This is a genomic window from Blautia sp. DFI.9.10, from assembly GCF_024461705.1.
Classification (GTDB): domain Bacteria; phylum Bacillota; class Clostridia; order Lachnospirales; family Lachnospiraceae; genus Blautia_A; species Blautia_A fusiformis.
The window spans coordinates 12,686-29,732 of the sequence record NZ_JANGAA010000025.1; the positions used below are offsets into that span (position 1 = coordinate 12,686).

The window sequence follows — 17,047 nt, forward strand, 5'->3', positions numbered from 1 at the left end:
AAGGCTCCGGAAACCTGCCGATTTCTCACACAGATTCCCGGAGCCTTCCATTCAATATTCAGTTGTGATAATAAAATTCCCTATCAGAACTCTGGTTCGATCAGTCCGTAAGTATTTCCTTTACGTTTATAAACTACGTTAACCTGCTCTGTCTCAGCATTAAAGAATACAAAGAAATTATGTCCGAGAAGCTCCATCTGTACGCATGCATCTTCCGGATACATTGGTTTGATCCCGAATTTCTTGGTACGGATGATCTTAACTTCCTCATCCTCTTCATAATCCTTATCAAGGTATGCCTTCTGGAAGTTTGTGGATTCCTGCTGCTTGTCAACGATCTTGTTCTTGTATTTACGAAGCTGACGCTCAATTACCTCTTCAACCAGATCGATGGATACATACATATCATTGCTTACCTGCTCGGAACGGATAATGTTACCTTTCACAGGGATCGTTACCTCGATCTTCTGGCGATCCTTCTCAACGCTTAAGGTTACTGAAATCTCAGTTTCAGGAGTGAAATACCTTTCAAGTTTACCAAGCTTGTCCTCAACAGCTGTTTTAAGTCCTTCGGTTACTGCTATATTCTTTCCACTAATAATAAATTTCATGACTTCCATCCCCTTTGCTGTTTTATGTTGCTATTATAACATATTAAATTGAATTTTAACATCACTTTTCAAAAATTTCATAAATTTTTTCCAAATTTATTCGATATATTCCTTCAAAATGTTTTTTTTGTCGTGAATGCGCAACTATTAGAGTATTTCATCTAATTAATTCATTACAAATGTATATCTGCACACCAGTGCCAGAAGATTGATGGGACAAAAGCATCTGCTTCACTATTTGTATATACTATTTCATTTTAGCCAGAGCTTCAAAGGGTATACTTCCGCCAAAAATATCCAAAGCACTGCCAACAGTCACATCCAGTCTGCCCTGACCTGCTTTTCGAAGCTCTTCAATATCTGCCATAGAACCCACACCGCCTGCATAGGTCACCGGATGGGCTGTATACTGTCCCAGAAGCTTTGCAAGCTCTGTTTCCACACCTCGGGCCTTTCCTTCCACATCCACTGCATGGACCAGAAATTCGTCGCAGAAGCTTCCAAGCCTTTCCATCAGCTCCGGTGTCACGATCTCTTCTGTAAATTTCTGCCATCGGTCTGTGACAATATAATATTTGCCATCTTTTTTGCGGCAGCTCAGGTCAAGTACAAGATGTTCTTTCCCTGCAGCATCACGGATCTTCTCCAGATTTTCCCAGGAGATCACTCCGTTTTTAAACACATAGGAGGTTACGATCACGTGGCTGGCGCCAGCCTCCAGATATTCTGCCGCATTCTCCGGGCAGATGCCGCCTCCGATCTGAAGCCCTCCGGGATATTTTCCCAGAGCCTGAAGTGCCTGGGCTTTCGTTGCTTCATAGTTCGGGGAATCCTTTCCGTTCAGAAGGATCACATGACCGCCCTTTAATCCTGCCTTCTTATAAAGCTCTGCATAGAATGCCGCATCCTGCTCTGACACAAAATTTTCTGCCGCCTGATCCCCCTGATCCTTCAGGCTTCCTCCTACGATCTGTTTTACCTTTCCGTTATGTATATCAATGCATGGTCTGAATTTCATAATCCTGTCCTCCATTTTCTTTCCATGCACTGATAATAGCATCTGAAACAGTTTTATGCAATGCTGTGGTAAAATATCTGTTATCTTCCTTCTACCGCATTTCCCACTGCGTTTCCGATATCATCCACTGCATTACCTACGCCGTCGCCAAGGTCCTTTACACTGTCACCCAGCTCACCGGATACAGTTCCGTCATTTTCGTTTCTGTCAGCATCCGCAGCTCCGGGTGCTGCTGTCCCGTTATTTCCATTTCCTGCAGGCGTCACGGTAATATTTCCATCGGACATCTCATTGTTATCCGTGCCGGAATCCTTAATGCTCTCTCCATTGTCCTTCACACCGTCATTGTCTGCTTTTTCTTCCATAGTTTCATCTTCTGCGGCAGTATTTTCGTTTGTATCTTTTTCCTTATCCTTCGTGTTTTTATCTTTTTCACCCACTGTTTCATCCGCATTGTTTACCTCTGTGCCGCAGGCTGTAAATGTACACAGAGACAGGGTAAGCAAAGTACCAAAAAGAATCGCCTTCCATTTTTTCATATGATCTTCTCCTTTTTCTAAAAAATTCTGTATTCCTAATATGGCACTTTTTCCGCTATCCTATTCTGGAAAAAATTTCAAAAACCGCAATTTCATCCAAAAAAGACGGGGTCCGATCTTACACGAACCCCGTCTGTATTACCTGTAATTTTATTCTGTTGCGGCTCAATCTGTCAGGATCAGCCGATCACGTCACTCATATCATAACGTCCTGCCGGTTTGCCTGCAAGGAATTTGGCTGCTTCTACAGCACCTTTTCCAAAAATAGCCTTGGAATATGCAGTATGCTTGAACTCGATCACTTCGTCCTGACCTGCAAAAATTATCTCATGCTCACCTACGATAGTTCCGCCGCGAACTGCGGAGATACCGATCTCCTTATCATCGCGTTTTTCACGTTTCTGGCTGCGGTCATATACATAATGATACTGATTATCCATAGCTTCATTAATGCTGTCTGCCAGCGCAAGTGCAGTACCACTTGGTGCGTCTAATTTCAGGCGGTGATGCTTCTCTACGATCTCCATATCAAAGCCTGCAGCTGCAAGAACCTTAGCTGCGTCCTGAACCAGCTTCAGAAGTGTGTTGATGCCAAGAGACATGTTTGCGGATTTCAGCACTGCTACCTTTCGGGATGTTTCTTCCACTTTTGCAAGCTGCTCCTGGCTTAAACCGGTACTGCACAGAACAACCGGGATCTGGCGTGCCGCGCTGTACTCAAGAAGCTTGTCTGTTGCCTTTGCGGAAGAAAAATCAATGATCGCATCTGCCTCTACCTGACATGCGTCAATATCGGTAAATACCGGATAGCTGTTTTTTCCCTGATCTGCAATATCAATACCTGCTACGATCTCAGCATCCGGATCTTTCTCCACAATGCCGCTGATGACCTGGCCCATATGTCCGTTGCAGCCGTGCATGATGATTTTTACCATAGTATATTCTCCTTTACCTTTCGCTTACAGTCAGATCACTTAGCAAGCTTAAGGCCGAATTTCTCGATCTCTTTTGCAAGAGCTGCCTTTGTGTCCTCTTCCATCTCGCAGAGCGGCATACGAAGCGGCCCTACGTTCATTCCCATAAGATTCATAGCTGTCTTAACAGGAATCGGGTTTACTTCGCTGAACAGCGCATTGATCAGCGGAAGAGCTTTCAGCTGATCCTCTGTTGCTCCCTTGGTGTCGCCGTCGAAATATTTCATGACCATGTCATGTGTAAACTTCGGTGCAACGTTGGAAAGTACGGAAATAACTCCAAGTCCGCCAAGAGAAAGAATCGGAAGTACCTGATCATCATTTCCGGAGTAAAGCTCAAGCTGTCCGTCTGCCAGAGACATCATCTTGGCGATCTGGGAAAGATCTCCTGTTGCTTCCTTGATTCCGACAATGTTCTTTACATTCTTCGCAAGGTAAGCTGCTGTAGCCGGCTGGATGTTGCAGCCTGTACGGCTCGGTACGTTGTACATGATGAGCGGAGTTTCCGGAACTGCATTGGCAATTGCTGTGTAGTGAGCGATAAGCCCCTTCTGTGTAGCCTTGTTATAGTAAGGTGTTACAATAAGAAGAGCGTCTGCGCCATAGGAAGCTGCTTCCTTGGACATCATGATCGCTGTCTCTGTACAATTGGAACCTGTTCCTGCGATAACAGGCACACGTTTGTTAACTTTATCAATTGTGAACTTAATTGTCTGAAGATGCTCTCCGTGTGTCAGAGTAGAAGATTCTCCTGTTGTTCCACAGATAACGATGGCGTCTGTGCTGTTCGCGATCTGATCCTCAAGGATCTCCTCAAGTTTCTCAAAATTCACTTTACCGTCTTCATGCATAGGTGTTACGATTGCAACGCCTGTTCCTTTAAAAATTGCCATTTGTCTTCCTCCTTCTTTCTTCTGTGAAATATTGCTTATTCCCGTTCCTGGTCAGTCAGCTCTGTTGTTATCGTGGTAATACTATCCACATAGGGCTTCAAAGCATCCGGAAGCCAGCGTCCGGTCATAATTATATGCATACTTTCATCCTTCTGCTTAAGCATATCGATGATCGTCTCAACTGGAGCGATTCCTTTATCCATAAGCCCGAGGATCTCATCCAGTAGCAGAAAATCACACTCTCTGGTAGCAATTACCTTCCGTGCGAAATTAAGGCCATTGAGAATATTAGTTCTCTCTTCTGCCTTTTCCTGCTCACTTAGGTCATTATAGCAGGTGTCCATTTTTTCGAAACGGAAAATCTTGAAATCAAAATTATCCAGTTCCTCAAGGAAATCCAGTTCTCTGCGTTCCCTGCCCTTGAGGAACTGTATGATGATCACACTTTTTCCCTGTGTAGCAAAGCGCAGCCCCCGGCCTACAGCCAGAGTTGTCTTTCCTTTCCCGTTCCCGCAATAAACCTCTGTTATTTCTCTTTCCATGATTTTTCCTCTTACTGTTAGTGAAACCGGTAATTCCCCATTTTTCTGATTTTTTTAATATTACCGCAGATTGGCTGGAAATGCAAGTGTTACCTTAATGTTCTCACCACTATTCCAAAATATATCCAATGTTACTCAACATATTCCAATTTACTCACCGAAACTTCATAGGCAATCCTTTTTTCTGTTTCGTTTTCACTAATCCGTTTCATGTACTCCCTGCTCTGGATCCTGCCCCAGATCAGTACATGCCCGCCTACTTCAAAAGCAGAAGCATATCTGGCATTTCTTCCCCAGCATATACATGGTATGTAATCGGATTTTCCGTAAGGTCGATTAACTGCCATCAGAAGATCTGCGATCTCTCTTCCCAACGGTGTTTTTCTGTATACAGGCGGTTTACAGATATATCCGTCCAGAAAGATCTGATTGACCGGCACAGTTTCTTCTTCCTCCCCCACAAACTTCACTTCCCGGGCAAAGACTGAAAGCACAAGCCGGTTTCTCTTTTCTTCATGACGGTTATAGGATCGGAACTGTCCGTGGATCTCGATATATTCTCCCACATAATCCTGTGTGATATCGATCAGCCGCTCAGACACCATCACCGGGATCCTGTCCTCCGAATCGCTGAGACGTTTTACCAGGATATCCATCATGTAAAATCCTTCTCCAAAGACCTGATGGCTGAAAGTAAACCCCGTAGCGATCCGTCCCATAACGGATACCTGATTGTTTTCAATAATTTTATCTGCCATAATAAGTAGCTCTCCTTCCTCTTCGTGTATTTCGTCTATATCAATCTATGTGTATTTACGGTATAATATGCCTGAAAAATGAAAAACCAAAAATATTTTTTTATGTCTTGTAATCTCACAAAAATGTGATAGACTATAAATTTGGACATCATTTTTAACAAAAAAGATTACTTATATATGGAAAGAAAGGATTTGGATTATATGAAGACCAAGCGTGAAGATGTTCGTAACGTGGCCATTATCGCCCATGTCGATCACGGTAAAACAACACTTGTTGACGAGCTTTTGAAACAGAGCGGTGTTTTCCGTGAGAACCAGGAAGTCCAGGAACGTGTCATGGACTCCAACGATATTGAGCGTGAGCGCGGCATTACGATTCTCTCCAAAAACACCGCAGTTCATTATAAGGATGTAAAAATCAATATCATCGATACTCCAGGTCATGCGGACTTCGGCGGCGAGGTAGAGCGTGTGCTGAAGATGGTAGACGGCGTTATTCTTCTTGTGGACGCCTTCGAGGGTGCCATGCCTCAGACTAAATTTGTACTTCGTAAAGCTCTCGAACTGAACCTGCATGTTATTGTCTGCATCAATAAGATCGACCGTCCGGAAGCACGTCCGGAGGAGGTTGTCGACGAGGTTCTGGAGCTTCTCATGGATCTGGACGCATCTGACGAACAGCTGGACTGCCCGTTCCTGTATGCCTCCGCAAAAGCCGGCTATGCAGTTCGTAACCTTGAGGACAAACCTGAGAATATGGCTCCGCTTTTTGAGACCATCCTTGATGCGATTCCTGCTCCGGAGGGAGATCCGGACGGAGATACGCAGGTTCTTATCAGCACCATCGACTACAATGAGTATGTAGGCCGTATCGGTGTCGGTAAGGTTGAGCGCGGAACCATTTCCGTGAACCAGGAGCTGATGCTTCTGAACCATCATGACCCTGACAAACACGAGCGCGTAAAGATCAGCAAACTCTACGAATTTGACGGGCTGAACAAAGTTGAAGTTAAAAGCGCTACCATCGGAGCTATTGTTGCAATCTCCGGTATCGCGGATATCCACATTGGAGATACCCTCTGTGCAGGAGACAACCCGGAGTCCATTCCGTTCCAGAAGATTTCCGAGCCAACAATCTCCATGAACTTCCTTGTAAACGACAGTCCTCTTGCAGGACAGGAAGGTAAATACATCACTTCCCGTCACCTTCGTGACCGTCTCTACCGTGAGCTGAACACAGACGTCAGCCTTCGTGTAGAAGACACCGATACAACCGAGTGCTTCAAGGTTTCCGGCCGTGGTGAGCTTCACCTCTCCGTTCTTATTGAGAACATGCGCCGTGAGGGATACGAGTTTGCAGTCAGCAAACCGGAGGTTCTCTATCACACAGACGAGCGTGGACGTAAACTGGAGCCGATCGAAATCGCATACGTTGACGTTCCGGAAGAATTTTCCGGTACTATCATCCAGAAACTCAGCGAGCGTAAAGGTGAGCTTCAGGGTATGAGCACAGCAAGCGACGGAACTGTACGTCTCGAGTTCTCCATCCCCTCCCGTGGACTGATCGGATTCCGTAACGAATTCCTTACCTCCACCAAGGGTACCGGTATCCTGAATACCATGTTTGACGGATATGCACCATACAAGGGAGACTTCCCGTACCGTAAACAGGGTTCCCTCATCGCATTCGAGGCAGGCGAAACTGTTACCTACGGTCTTTTCTCTGCTCAGGAGCGTGGTACTCTCTTTGTCGGACCTGGCGAGAAGGTTTACAGCGGTATGGTCATCGGACAGAACGGAAAGGCCGAGGATATCGAACTGAATGTCTGCAAGACCAAGCACCTTACCAATACTCGTTCCTCTTCCGCTGACGATGCACTGAAGCTTGTTCCGCCAAAGATCTTAAGTCTTGAGCAGGCCATTGAGTTCATCGACCAGGATGAGCTTCTTGAGGTAACACCGACAAGCCTTCGTATCCGTAAACGTATTCTGGACTCCAGAGACAGAAAACGTGCCGCATTCCGCAAGAGCTGATCGAACCTGGCTATCATTTACTGTTGAGCAGAAACCTTTTACAGTAATTCGGCGCAAAGCCGCATAGTGAATGCGGATGCTTTTATCCGCCTGACCTATATTTATATAAACTGCCATATGGGAAGCATTTCCTGTATGGCAGTTTTTTTCTGCATTTCTGAAAAAAATCCCGATAATTTCCGCCTAATTATTCTGAAAATTTAAATAATTTCAAGTTTTTTTGTTTCTTATGTTATCACGCTTTACTTTGCTACAATATTTTTGTGAATTTTTTATCAAAATTACTCCATATTTTTGTGAATTATTCATCGAATTCTCTATTGACGTCTGAAATCAGTTAAATTATAATGTGCGCATGATCGTTTGACAAAAGTTTAACGTTAATGTTTTAACCACATGTTGCGTTTTATCTTTTGCCCGCCCTTCATATGTGTGCATGTTTTTTGTCAGTGCTGACAATTTTTTAACATGTCCTTTGTGCACAGTGCTGAATTTCAAAAATTTTTTTTAAGATTTTTCCAATAATTCAGCGTTCTGTAAAGTAAAATTTACAGTATTTTCCCCGAATTTTTTGTTCGTCATTTTGCACATAGCGACAAAATTCAGAATTTGCGTTTTTTTCAGAATTTTGGTACTATATCAGTATTGAAACTGAAAATTCAATCAGATTGAATCAACAACGAAACGCAGCGCGGGGACTTACAAAAACTCTGCAGCATCTGCCGGCGAAAAAAGGATAAGCCCGCAGGACCACAGACCATTATCATATGAAAACAGGAGGATTCCACATGGCAAAGAAAGAAACTATCCCTACCATCATCGACACTCCAGAAGCCCTGACCGCGAAAATGGCTGCAATGAAAGAGGCACAGAAGATCTTTGCTACCTACACACAGGAGCAGGTCGACAAGATCTTTAAGGCAGCTGCTACTGCTGCTGACAAGATGCGTATCCCACTTGCCAAAATGGCTGTTGAGGAAACAGGCATGGGTATCATGGAAGACAAGGTTATCAAGAACCATTACGCAGCAGAGTATGTTTACAATGCATATAAGAACACTCAGACATGTGGTGTTGTAGAAGAAGACAAGGCATACGGACTCAAGAAGATCCTGGAACCTGTAGGACTGATCGCTGCAGTTATCCCTACAACCAACCCGACCTCCACAGCAATCTATAAATCTCTTATTTCCCTGAAAACCCGTAATGCGATCATCATCAGCCCGCATCCGCGTGCTAAGAAATCCACTATTGAAGCTGCAAAAGTTGTTCTGGAAGCAGCTGTTGCCGCAGGTGCGCCGGAAGGAATCATCGGATGGATCGATATCCCAAGCCTTGACCTTACCAACATGGTAATGCAGAACGCAGATATCATCCTTGCCACCGGTGGTCCCGGAATGGTCAAAGCAGCTTACTCCTCCGGTAAACCGGCTGTTGGTGTAGGACCCGGAAATACACCTGCCATTATTGATGACAGCGCAGATATCCGTCTTGCAGTTAACTCCATCATCCACTCCAAGACCTTTGACAATGGTATGATCTGTGCTTCCGAGCAGTCCGTAACTGTTCTGGAGAGCATTTATAAAGAAGTGAAGGAAGAGTTCCTTTACAGAGGATGCTACTTTCTTAAAAAAGACGAGATCGAGAAGGTCAGAAAGACCATCCTTATCAACGGCGCACTGAATGCCAAGATCGTAGGACAGAAGGCTGCTACTATCGCTGAAATGGCAGGCGTTACTGTACCGGCTGAGACCAAGATCCTGATCGGTGAGGTTGAGTCCGTTGATATCAGCGAAGAATTCGCACACGAGAAGCTTTCCCCTGTACTTGCCATGTACAAGGCCAAGAATTTTGACGATGCTGTTGCAAAGGCTGCGCAGCTCGTTGCAGACGGCGGCTATGGTCATACCTCTTCCCTCTATATCAACGTAAATGAAACAGAGAAGATGGATAAATTCGAAGCAACTATGAAAACCTGCCGTATCCTTATCAATACACCTTCTTCCCAGGGTGGTATCGGTGACCTTTATAACTTCAAGCTTGCTCCATCCCTTACTCTTGGCTGCGGTTCCTGGGGCGGTAACTCCGTATCCGAGAACGTTGGTGTCAAACACCTTCTCAATACCAAGACTGTTGCTGAAAGGAGAGAGAATATGCTCTGGATGAGAACACCGGAAAAGGTTTACTTTAAGAAGGGCTGTATGCCGGTTGCTCTTGATGAGCTCGGTACTGTTATGGGCAAGAAACGCTGCTTCATCGTAACAGACTCCTTCCTCTACAAGAATGGCTACACCAAACCGATTGAAGATAAACTGGATCAGATGGGCATCGTTCATACATGCTTCTCTGATGTAGCTCCTGACCCGTCTCTCGCTTCCGCCAAAGCCGGTGCCAAGGCTATGACAGCCTTTGAGCCAGACTGCATCATCGCTCTTGGCGGCGGTTCCGCAATGGATGCCGGCAAGGTTATGTGGATGCTTTATGAGAATCCGGACGCTGACTTTTCCGATATGTCCATGGACTTCATGGATATCCGTAAGAGAGTTTATACCTTCCCGAAGATGGGTAAAAAAGCTTACTTCGTAGCGATCCCGACCTCTTCCGGTACAGGCTCCGAGGTTACTCCTTTCGCCATCATCACAGATCAGGATACCGGCGTTAAATGGCCGCTGGCTGATTACGAGCTTCTCCCGGATATGGCGATCGTAGATACCAATAACATGATGAGCGCACCGAAGGGACTTACCCGTGCTTCCGGTATCGATGTTATGACACATGCCATTGAGGCTTATGTTTCCATGATGGCTTCCGATTACACCGATGGTCTTGCACTGAAAGCGATCAAGCTTGTATTTGAGTATCTGCCGCGTGCATATAAAGATGGCAATGACGTAGAGGCCAGAGATCATATGGCTAACGCTTCCTGCATGGCAGGTCTTGCATTCGCCAATGCATTCCTCGGCGTTAACCACTCTCTCGCTCACAAGCTCGGTGCTTTCCACCACCTGCCACACGGTATCGCAAACGCAGTTGTTCTTCTGGATGTTATGCGTTACAACAGTGCTGAGGTTCCGACTAAGATGGGTACTTTCCCACAGTATCAGTATCCGAAGACACTTGCACGCTACGCTGAGATCGGACGTTCTGTAGGTCTTACAGGCAAGAACGATGCAGAAGTATTCGAAAAACTTCTTGCTAAACTGGATGAGCTTATGAGAACTATCGAGATCCTGCCGACGATCCGTGATTACGGCGTAGATGAGAAACATTTCCTGGAAACTCTGGATGAGATGTCCGAGCAGGCCTTCAATGACCAGTGTACCGGTGCCAACCCGAGATATCCGCTTGTATCCGAGCTGAAAGATATCTATCTGAAAGCTTACTACGGAGAAATGCCAAATAAAGAAAAGAAAAAAGCCAAATAAATGTGGAACATCCTTTTAATGAAACACAGTCGGGAGTCTATTCACTCCCGACTACGTTTCATTTGCTTATTCCCTCTTGCAAAAGATCCCCGATACAGGGCTGCATGAACAGACTGTACCGGGGATCTTTTATTCAACTGCTTTGTAATGACCGTTTATTTCAAGCCATACTCTGCTGCAAGTTTTTTAAATTCAGGAAGAGAATTCACAATTGTCTCATAGGATACACAATATGCAAGTCTCACATAACCGGGGCATGCGAAGGAGCTTCCCGGTACCATAAGGATGTTATATTTCTTACCGGCTTCACAGAAGGCTTTTTCGTCTTCAACCGGAGATTTTACAAAGAGATAGAAGGCACCCTGTGGTTTGATGCACTCAAATCCGCATTCTTTCAGGCCATTATAAAGTGCCTGCCGATTTTTATCATAAGCTGCAAGATCAGTCTTGGCGTCTACACATTTTGCAACTACCTTCTGGATCAGGGACGGTGCATTTACACAGCCAAGTGTACGGTTTGCAATGGTTGCTGCAGAGATCAGCTCTTCGCTTCCGTCTGCCTCATCAGGGATCACCAGATATCCGATACGTTCACCCGGAAGGGAAAGAGATTTGCTGTAGGAATAGCCTACAACAGTATTGTTATAATATTTCGTCAGGTATGGGACCTCCACGCCATCATAAGCCAGCTCACGGTATGGCTCATCGGAGATCAGGTAGATCACGGTTCCGAACTCTTTCTGTTTTGCTTCCAGGATTGCGGAAAGTTTCTTGATCGTTTCTTCTGAATATACAACTCCGGTAGGATTGTGCGGGGTATTTACGATAACTGCTCTTGTCTTCGGTGTGATCTTCTGTTCAAACTCAGCGAGATTTGGCTGGAAGGTTGTGGTATCCGGAGAGATTTCCACAAGGACACCATCATAATTGCGGACATATGCACCGTATTCCAGAAAATAGGGTGCAAAAACGATCACCTCTTCTCCGGGATTCAGGATTGTTTTCAGGATCACATTCAGTCCGCTTGCAGCGCCGACGGTCATGATCAGATTCTTTGCGGAAAATTTCGTATCGAAACGTCTGTTGAGGGATTCTGCGATGGTCTGGCGTACATCCTCAAAGCCTGCGTTGCTCATATATCCGTGAAGAACTGTCGGATCCGTAGTGTTTACAAGCTCGATAATTGCTTCGCGGACGCTGTCCGGTGCCGGTACACTTGGATTTCCGAGACTGAAATCAAAAACCTTGTCTGCGCCATATTTCGCACGGAGGCGGTTTCCTTCCTCAAACATCATACGGATGGCGGAATTATTTTTTACGTAGGGTTTCATTTTTTCTGATATCATTTTGTGCTCTCTCCTTTTATCCGATTTTACAGGGTTTCATATCATTATTTCTACCATAGTCAGAATCTGTTGTACTGTCTACAATTTTACCCCGTCCTGCTTCAGCGTGTCAATACTTTGTCCAGGTAAAGTGCTTCATATTTCCTATGGACAATGCTAGTGTACCTGTTTGTCTTCCGGTTTCGTTCGCACGATCCATACTGACAACATGCTTCCCACCAGCGCGATCACGAATCCGGTCAGAACATCTGTCGGATAATGGACACCAAGATACAGTCTGGAAAATGCCACCAGTGCTGCCAGAATTACTGCCGGGATTCCGAATTTCTTCGGAAGCATACGGAGCATTACCAGAGCAACGGCAAAGGATGCTGTGGTGTGACCTGACGGAAAAGAGAAATCCTTCGGTTTGGTGATCATAGGGATGAGAGCTTCGATTTCCGCAAAAGGCCTTGGTCTTGCCACTATATTTTTGAGAAGCAGGTTGGTAACGATCGCCCCGAAGATCAGGGATAAGGCTGCCGCATAGCCTGTTTTTCTTGTCTTTGGAACAGCCAGAAGAACAACTGCACAGAGGATCCAGAACCATCCTCCGTTTCCCAGAAATGTAACAGATTTCATAAATGGTGTCAGCATATCCGTTCTTAAATATCGCTGGATCAGGAGAAGGATTTCTCCGTCCAGCTGTTGTATTGACTGTAAAATATTCATATACCTCTTACTGATCAGACGCTACCGCAATCTGCTTTGCCAGCTGTTCATAGCCATGCAGCTGCCCGGCAGTTTACCTGGTCAGATCAGCTTTCTCCTCTTTCTTTATTTTTCAGCAGACAGAGCAGCTTTCTTTTATATTTCTGCATCTGCAGCTGTCTGATTTACTTATTATCTATTATACTGTATTTTTCTTGATTTTCTGATAACAAAAGCTAAATATTTTATAAATAAAACGCCCCTGCACTGCCGAAATTTCACACAGTACAGGGACATCTCCTTTCCGTTACTTAAAACTTTCTATATAAACTTTTCTTTTTCTTTCAGGATGGCTGCGCTTTACGCTCCGCACTCTGCCTCCCGCTCCTTATAATGATGTGCCTCCTCCAGCATCATATCTTTCACCTTCATCAGTCGGATCTGGGTACTTCTCTCGTTCTCATCCAGCTTCATGGTGATGTATTTGATGTTTGCCTGTGCTTCCGGTATGATAACATGCTCCAGGGCGTTTACACGGCGCCTTGTTTTTTCGATCTCAGAAGCCATCAGCTGACAGGCTTTTTCCACTTCTGCCAGGCGGAGCATGTCCGGAAGGATATCCGCCAGGGATTTTACCGCTCCGTCCAGATCACTGGAGGTAAAAGCAAAACCATAGGAATAAATATCGTTGGCGTCCGGTGTTCTTGTTTTGTATTCAAAAACAGGAATATCCACACTCATGACATTCTTTTTGCCGGTTTCCAGATAGACTTCCTGCTTGGGAGCCATCAGGGCGGTGTTCAGAGTCTCCTCCGACATTCCGGCTTTTGCAATGACAAAATTCGTGTTGGCGCTTCGGATACCAGCTTCTACTTTTTTACGCAGTTCCATGTTCTCGCGCACCAGATCCAGGAACTGTCTCATCAGCTCGTCCCGCTTATCCTTCAGAAGCTTATGGCCACGTACTGCAGTCACCAGCTTCTTTTTCTGCTTCGTAAGCTCCATACGGGTAGGATTCACCTGTGTTGATGCCACAAATCATCCCCCCCTTTATACTTTTCCGTAATACTGATCAAGGAATTTGTCATCGATACGTTTCAGCTCGCTTCTCGGAAGAATGGAAAGCAGCTTCCAGCCGATGGCCAGTGTTTCCTCAATATCACGGTTAGCCTGATAGCCCTGGGAAACATATTCCTTCTCGAAAGCATCCGCAAATTTTGCATAGATCAGGTCAATATCGGAGAGAGCTGCCTCACCAAGAATGGTCATCAGCTCTTTGGCCTCTTTACCACGGGCATATGCGGCAAACAGCTGATTCATGGTGTTGGCATGGTCTGCTCTTGTCTTGCCTTCACCGATACCCTTATCCTTCAGTCGTGACAGAGACGGAAGAACATCGATGGGCGGTGTGATTCCCTTACGGTAAAGCTCACGGCTCAGGATGATCTGTCCCTCTGTGATGTAACCGGTAAGGTCCGGGATTGGATGGGTCTTATCATCCTCAGGCATAGTCAGGATCGGAACCATGGTGATACTTCCTGATTTTCCTTTCTGACGGCCTGCACGCTCATAAAGAGAAGCAAGATCTGTGTACATATATCCGGGATATCCACGACGTCCCGGAACCTCCTTACGAGCCGCGGAAACCTCACGGAGAGCATCCGCATAGTTTGTGATATCCGTAAGGATTACCAATACGTGCATGTCTTTTTCAAAGGCAAGATATTCAGCCGCTGTCAGTGCCATTCGCGGAGTAGCGATACGCTCAACAGCCGGGTCATTTGCCAGGTTCACAAACAGAACAGTACGATCTATAGCTCCGGTTTCCTTAAAGCTCTCTACGAAGAAGTTTGACTCCTCGAAAGTGATACCCATGGCTGCAAATACAACGGCAAACTGCTCATCTTTTCCGCGAACCTTCGCCTGTCTTGCAATCTGTGCCGCAAGCTGTGCATGGGGAAGACCGGATGCGGAGAAGATCGGAAGCTTCTGTCCGCGTACCAGAGTATTCAGTCCGTCAATCGCAGATACACCCGTCTGGATAAACTCCTCCGGATAGCTTCTGGCCGCCGGATTCATGGGAAGTCCGTTGATATCTCTTCTTTCCTCCGGAAGGATCTCCGGGCCGTCATCAATGGGACGTCCCAGTCCGTCAAAAACACGACCCAGCATATCGCCGGATACACCAAGCTCCATGCTCCGTCCCAGGAAACGTACCTTGCTGTTGGAAAGATTGATACCTGTAGAGCTCTCAAACAGCTGCACCAGAGCATTGCTTCCGTCGATCTCCAGAACACGGCATCTTCTTGTTTCGCCATCGGCAAGCTCGATCTCACCAAGCTCGTCAAATGCTACATCTTCAACGCCCCGTACCAGCATCAAAGGGCCGGCAACTTCCTGTATGGTCCTATATTCTTTTGGCATTTTACAGGCCCTCCTTTCCCAGAAGTTCTGCAGTCTCTGCTGCCAGCTGGCGGGTTACCTTCTCATATTCTGCTGCCAGCTGATCTTCTTTTGTATATTTATAACGGCCGATCTGCTCACGTACCGGAAGCTTTACGATATCATTGATATCTGCGCCCTGTTTCAGCACATCCAGACCCGCATCATAAAATGCAAGTACCAGACGCATCATATTGTGCTGTTTTTCCAGAGATGTGTAGGTATCGATCTCGTGGAAAGAGTTCTGGTGGAGGAAATCCTCTCGGATGGAACGGGCTGCTTCCATTTTCAGGCGGTCACCCGGTGAAAGCGCATCCATACCTACCATCTTTACGATTTCTTCCAGCTCTGCCTCTTCCTGAAGAAGGGTCATCATTCTCTGACGGAGCTTCATCCAGTCATTCGCTACATTTTCGTCAAACCACCCACCAACGCTGTCCAGATACAGAGAATAGCTGGTCAGCCAGTTGATCGCCGGGAAATGACGTTTGTATGCAAGGTTTGCGTCCAGTCCCCAGAATACCTTTACGATTCGAAGTGTCGCCTGGGAAACCGGCTCGGAGATATCACCACCTGGAGGAGATACGGCGCCGATTGCTGTCAGGGCACCCTCTCTTCCGTCTTTTCCACTGCAGATCACATGTCCGGCACGCTCATAGAACTGTGCAAGACGGGAACCAAGATATGCCGGATAACCTTCCTCGCCTGGCATCTCCTCCAGTCGTCCGGACATCTCACGGAGAGCCTCAGCCCATCTGGAAGTAGAATCTGCCATCAATGCTACGGAATATCCCATATCACGGAAATACTCCGCAATTGTAATACCTGTATAGATCGACGCCTCACGAGCTGCAACCGGCATATCTGAGGTATTGGCGATCAGAACCGTACGCTCCATCAGGGATTGTCCTGTTTTCGGATCCTTCAGCTCCGGGAACTCGTTCAGAACATCTGTCATCTCATTTCCACGCTCACCGCAGCCGATATAAACCACGATATCTGCCTCAGCCCATTTTGCAAGCTGATGCTGGATAACCGTCTTACCGCTTCCGAACGGGCCGGGAACTGCTGCCACACCACCCTTGGCAATAGGGAACATGGTATCAATAACACGCTGTCCTGTTACCAGAGGTTTGGCTGGCGGAAGTTTCTTCTTATATGGACGGCCACGTCGTACCGGCCAGTGCTGCATCAGGGTCAACTCTTTATCGCCGTCTGCTGTGGAAAGAACTGCAACGGTCTCATCCACGGTAAACTCGCCGGATTTAATTTCCTTCAGAGTACCTTTCATATTGGGAGGTACCATGATCTTCTGTGTAACAACGATAGTCTCCTGAACGGTTCCAAGAACATCGCCGCCCTCCAGCCGATCTCCCACCTTCGCAACCGGAATGAAATTCCATTTTTTGTCCCGCTTCAAAGCAGGAACCTCAACGCCTCGTTTCAGGTTGTTGCTGCCTGCTACCTTCATGATGTCATCCAGCGGACGCTGGATTCCATCGTAAATGCTTGTAATAAGGCCAGGACCAAGCTCCACGGAAAGGGGCACCTCCATGGACTCTACCGGTTCTCCCGGACGAAGTCCTGAGGTCTCCTCATATACCTGTATGGAAGCCTCATCTTCATGCATCTCAATGATCTCACCGATCAGACGCTGGCTGCTTACACGAACCACGTCATACATATTTGCATCCCGCATACCCTTGGCAATTACCAGCGGTCCTGCCACCTTCTTAATGGTTCCTCTGCTCATCTGAACCAATCACCTGCTTTCT

Annotated in this window: 14 protein-coding genes; 2 read left to right on the plus strand and 12 right to left on the minus strand. The window is 46.2% G+C overall.

Annotation, left to right across the window (positions count from 1 at the left end):
• Positions 1-83 precede the first annotated feature (83 nt).
• The 7 genes from hpf to NE671_RS13500 form a co-directional block, all read right to left on the minus strand.
• On the minus strand, positions 84-611 hold the full coding sequence (gene hpf / locus NE671_RS13470; protein ID WP_015526242.1) for a ribosome hibernation-promoting factor, HPF/YfiA family: 528 nt from the start codon (positions 609-611) through the stop codon (positions 84-86).
• A 247-nt stretch (positions 612-858) separates the two neighbouring features.
• Positions 859-1,629 (minus strand): phosphoribosylformimino-5-aminoimidazole carboxamide ribotide isomerase, encoded by a 771-nt coding sequence (hisA, locus tag NE671_RS13475; protein ID WP_015526243.1) that lies wholly within the window; start codon positions 1,627-1,629, stop codon positions 859-861.
• Positions 1,630-1,709: 80 nt separating this feature from the next.
• Positions 1,710-2,168 carry a hypothetical protein gene (locus NE671_RS13480; RefSeq protein WP_173740523.1) on the minus strand — a complete coding sequence of 153 codons (459 nt, stop codon included), beginning with the start codon at positions 2,166-2,168 and terminating at the stop codon, positions 1,710-1,712.
• Between the two features lie 179 nt (positions 2,169-2,347).
• Positions 2,348-3,103, minus strand: coding sequence for a 4-hydroxy-tetrahydrodipicolinate reductase (gene dapB / locus NE671_RS13485; protein WP_015526245.1), 756 nt, complete (start codon positions 3,101-3,103; stop codon positions 2,348-2,350).
• 35 nt (positions 3,104-3,138) lie between these two features.
• Positions 3,139-4,035, minus strand: a complete 897-nt coding sequence (gene dapA, locus NE671_RS13490; RefSeq protein ID WP_015526246.1) for a 4-hydroxy-tetrahydrodipicolinate synthase — start codon at positions 4,033-4,035, stop codon at positions 3,139-3,141.
• 35 nt (positions 4,036-4,070) lie between these two features.
• On the minus strand, positions 4,071-4,577 hold the full coding sequence (locus tag NE671_RS13495; protein ID WP_015526247.1) for a cob(I)yrinic acid a,c-diamide adenosyltransferase: 507 nt from the start codon (positions 4,575-4,577) through the stop codon (positions 4,071-4,073).
• Positions 4,578-4,708: 131 nt separating this feature from the next.
• Positions 4,709-5,335 (minus strand): single-stranded DNA-binding protein, encoded by a 627-nt coding sequence (locus tag NE671_RS13500; protein WP_015526248.1) that lies wholly within the window; start codon positions 5,333-5,335, stop codon positions 4,709-4,711.
• 201 nt (positions 5,336-5,536) lie between these two features.
• On the opposite strand from NE671_RS13500, the gene typA reads away from it, so the two are divergent.
• The gene (gene typA / locus NE671_RS13505) at positions 5,537-7,369 is read left to right on the plus strand and encodes a translational GTPase TypA (protein ID WP_044962244.1); all 1,833 of its coding nucleotides are present in this window, start codon (positions 5,537-5,539) and stop codon (positions 7,367-7,369) included.
• 788 nt (positions 7,370-8,157) lie between these two features.
• Positions 8,158-10,794 (plus strand): bifunctional acetaldehyde-CoA/alcohol dehydrogenase, encoded by a 2,637-nt coding sequence (gene adhE, locus NE671_RS13510; RefSeq protein WP_059086686.1) that lies wholly within the window; start codon positions 8,158-8,160, stop codon positions 10,792-10,794.
• A gap of 155 nt (positions 10,795-10,949) precedes the next feature.
• Here adhE and NE671_RS13515 read toward each other — a convergent pair whose 3' ends face one another.
• The 5 genes from NE671_RS13515 to NE671_RS13535 all read right to left on the minus strand — a co-directional run bounded on the left by NE671_RS13515 (position 10,950) and on the right by NE671_RS13535 (position 17,025).
• A complete protein-coding gene (locus NE671_RS13515; RefSeq protein WP_092069757.1) occupies positions 10,950-12,140 on the minus strand; it encodes a pyridoxal phosphate-dependent aminotransferase in 1,191 nt (396 codons plus the stop codon).
• Between the two features lie 156 nt (positions 12,141-12,296).
• Positions 12,297-12,851, minus strand: a complete 555-nt coding sequence (locus tag NE671_RS13520) for a phosphatase PAP2 family protein (RefSeq protein WP_256164091.1) — start codon at positions 12,849-12,851, stop codon at positions 12,297-12,299.
• Between the two features lie 339 nt (positions 12,852-13,190).
• Positions 13,191-13,865, minus strand: coding sequence for a V-type ATP synthase subunit D (locus NE671_RS13525; protein WP_256164092.1), 675 nt, complete (start codon positions 13,863-13,865; stop codon positions 13,191-13,193).
• Between the two features lie 15 nt (positions 13,866-13,880).
• Entirely contained in the window at positions 13,881-15,254 is a 1,374-nt protein-coding gene (locus NE671_RS13530; protein WP_015526254.1) for a V-type ATP synthase subunit B, read from the minus strand.
• A gap of 1 nt (position 15,255) precedes the next feature.
• Positions 15,256-17,025, minus strand: a complete 1,770-nt coding sequence (locus NE671_RS13535; RefSeq protein ID WP_256164093.1) for a V-type ATP synthase subunit A — start codon at positions 17,023-17,025, stop codon at positions 15,256-15,258.
• Positions 17,026-17,047: the final 22 nt, after the last annotated feature.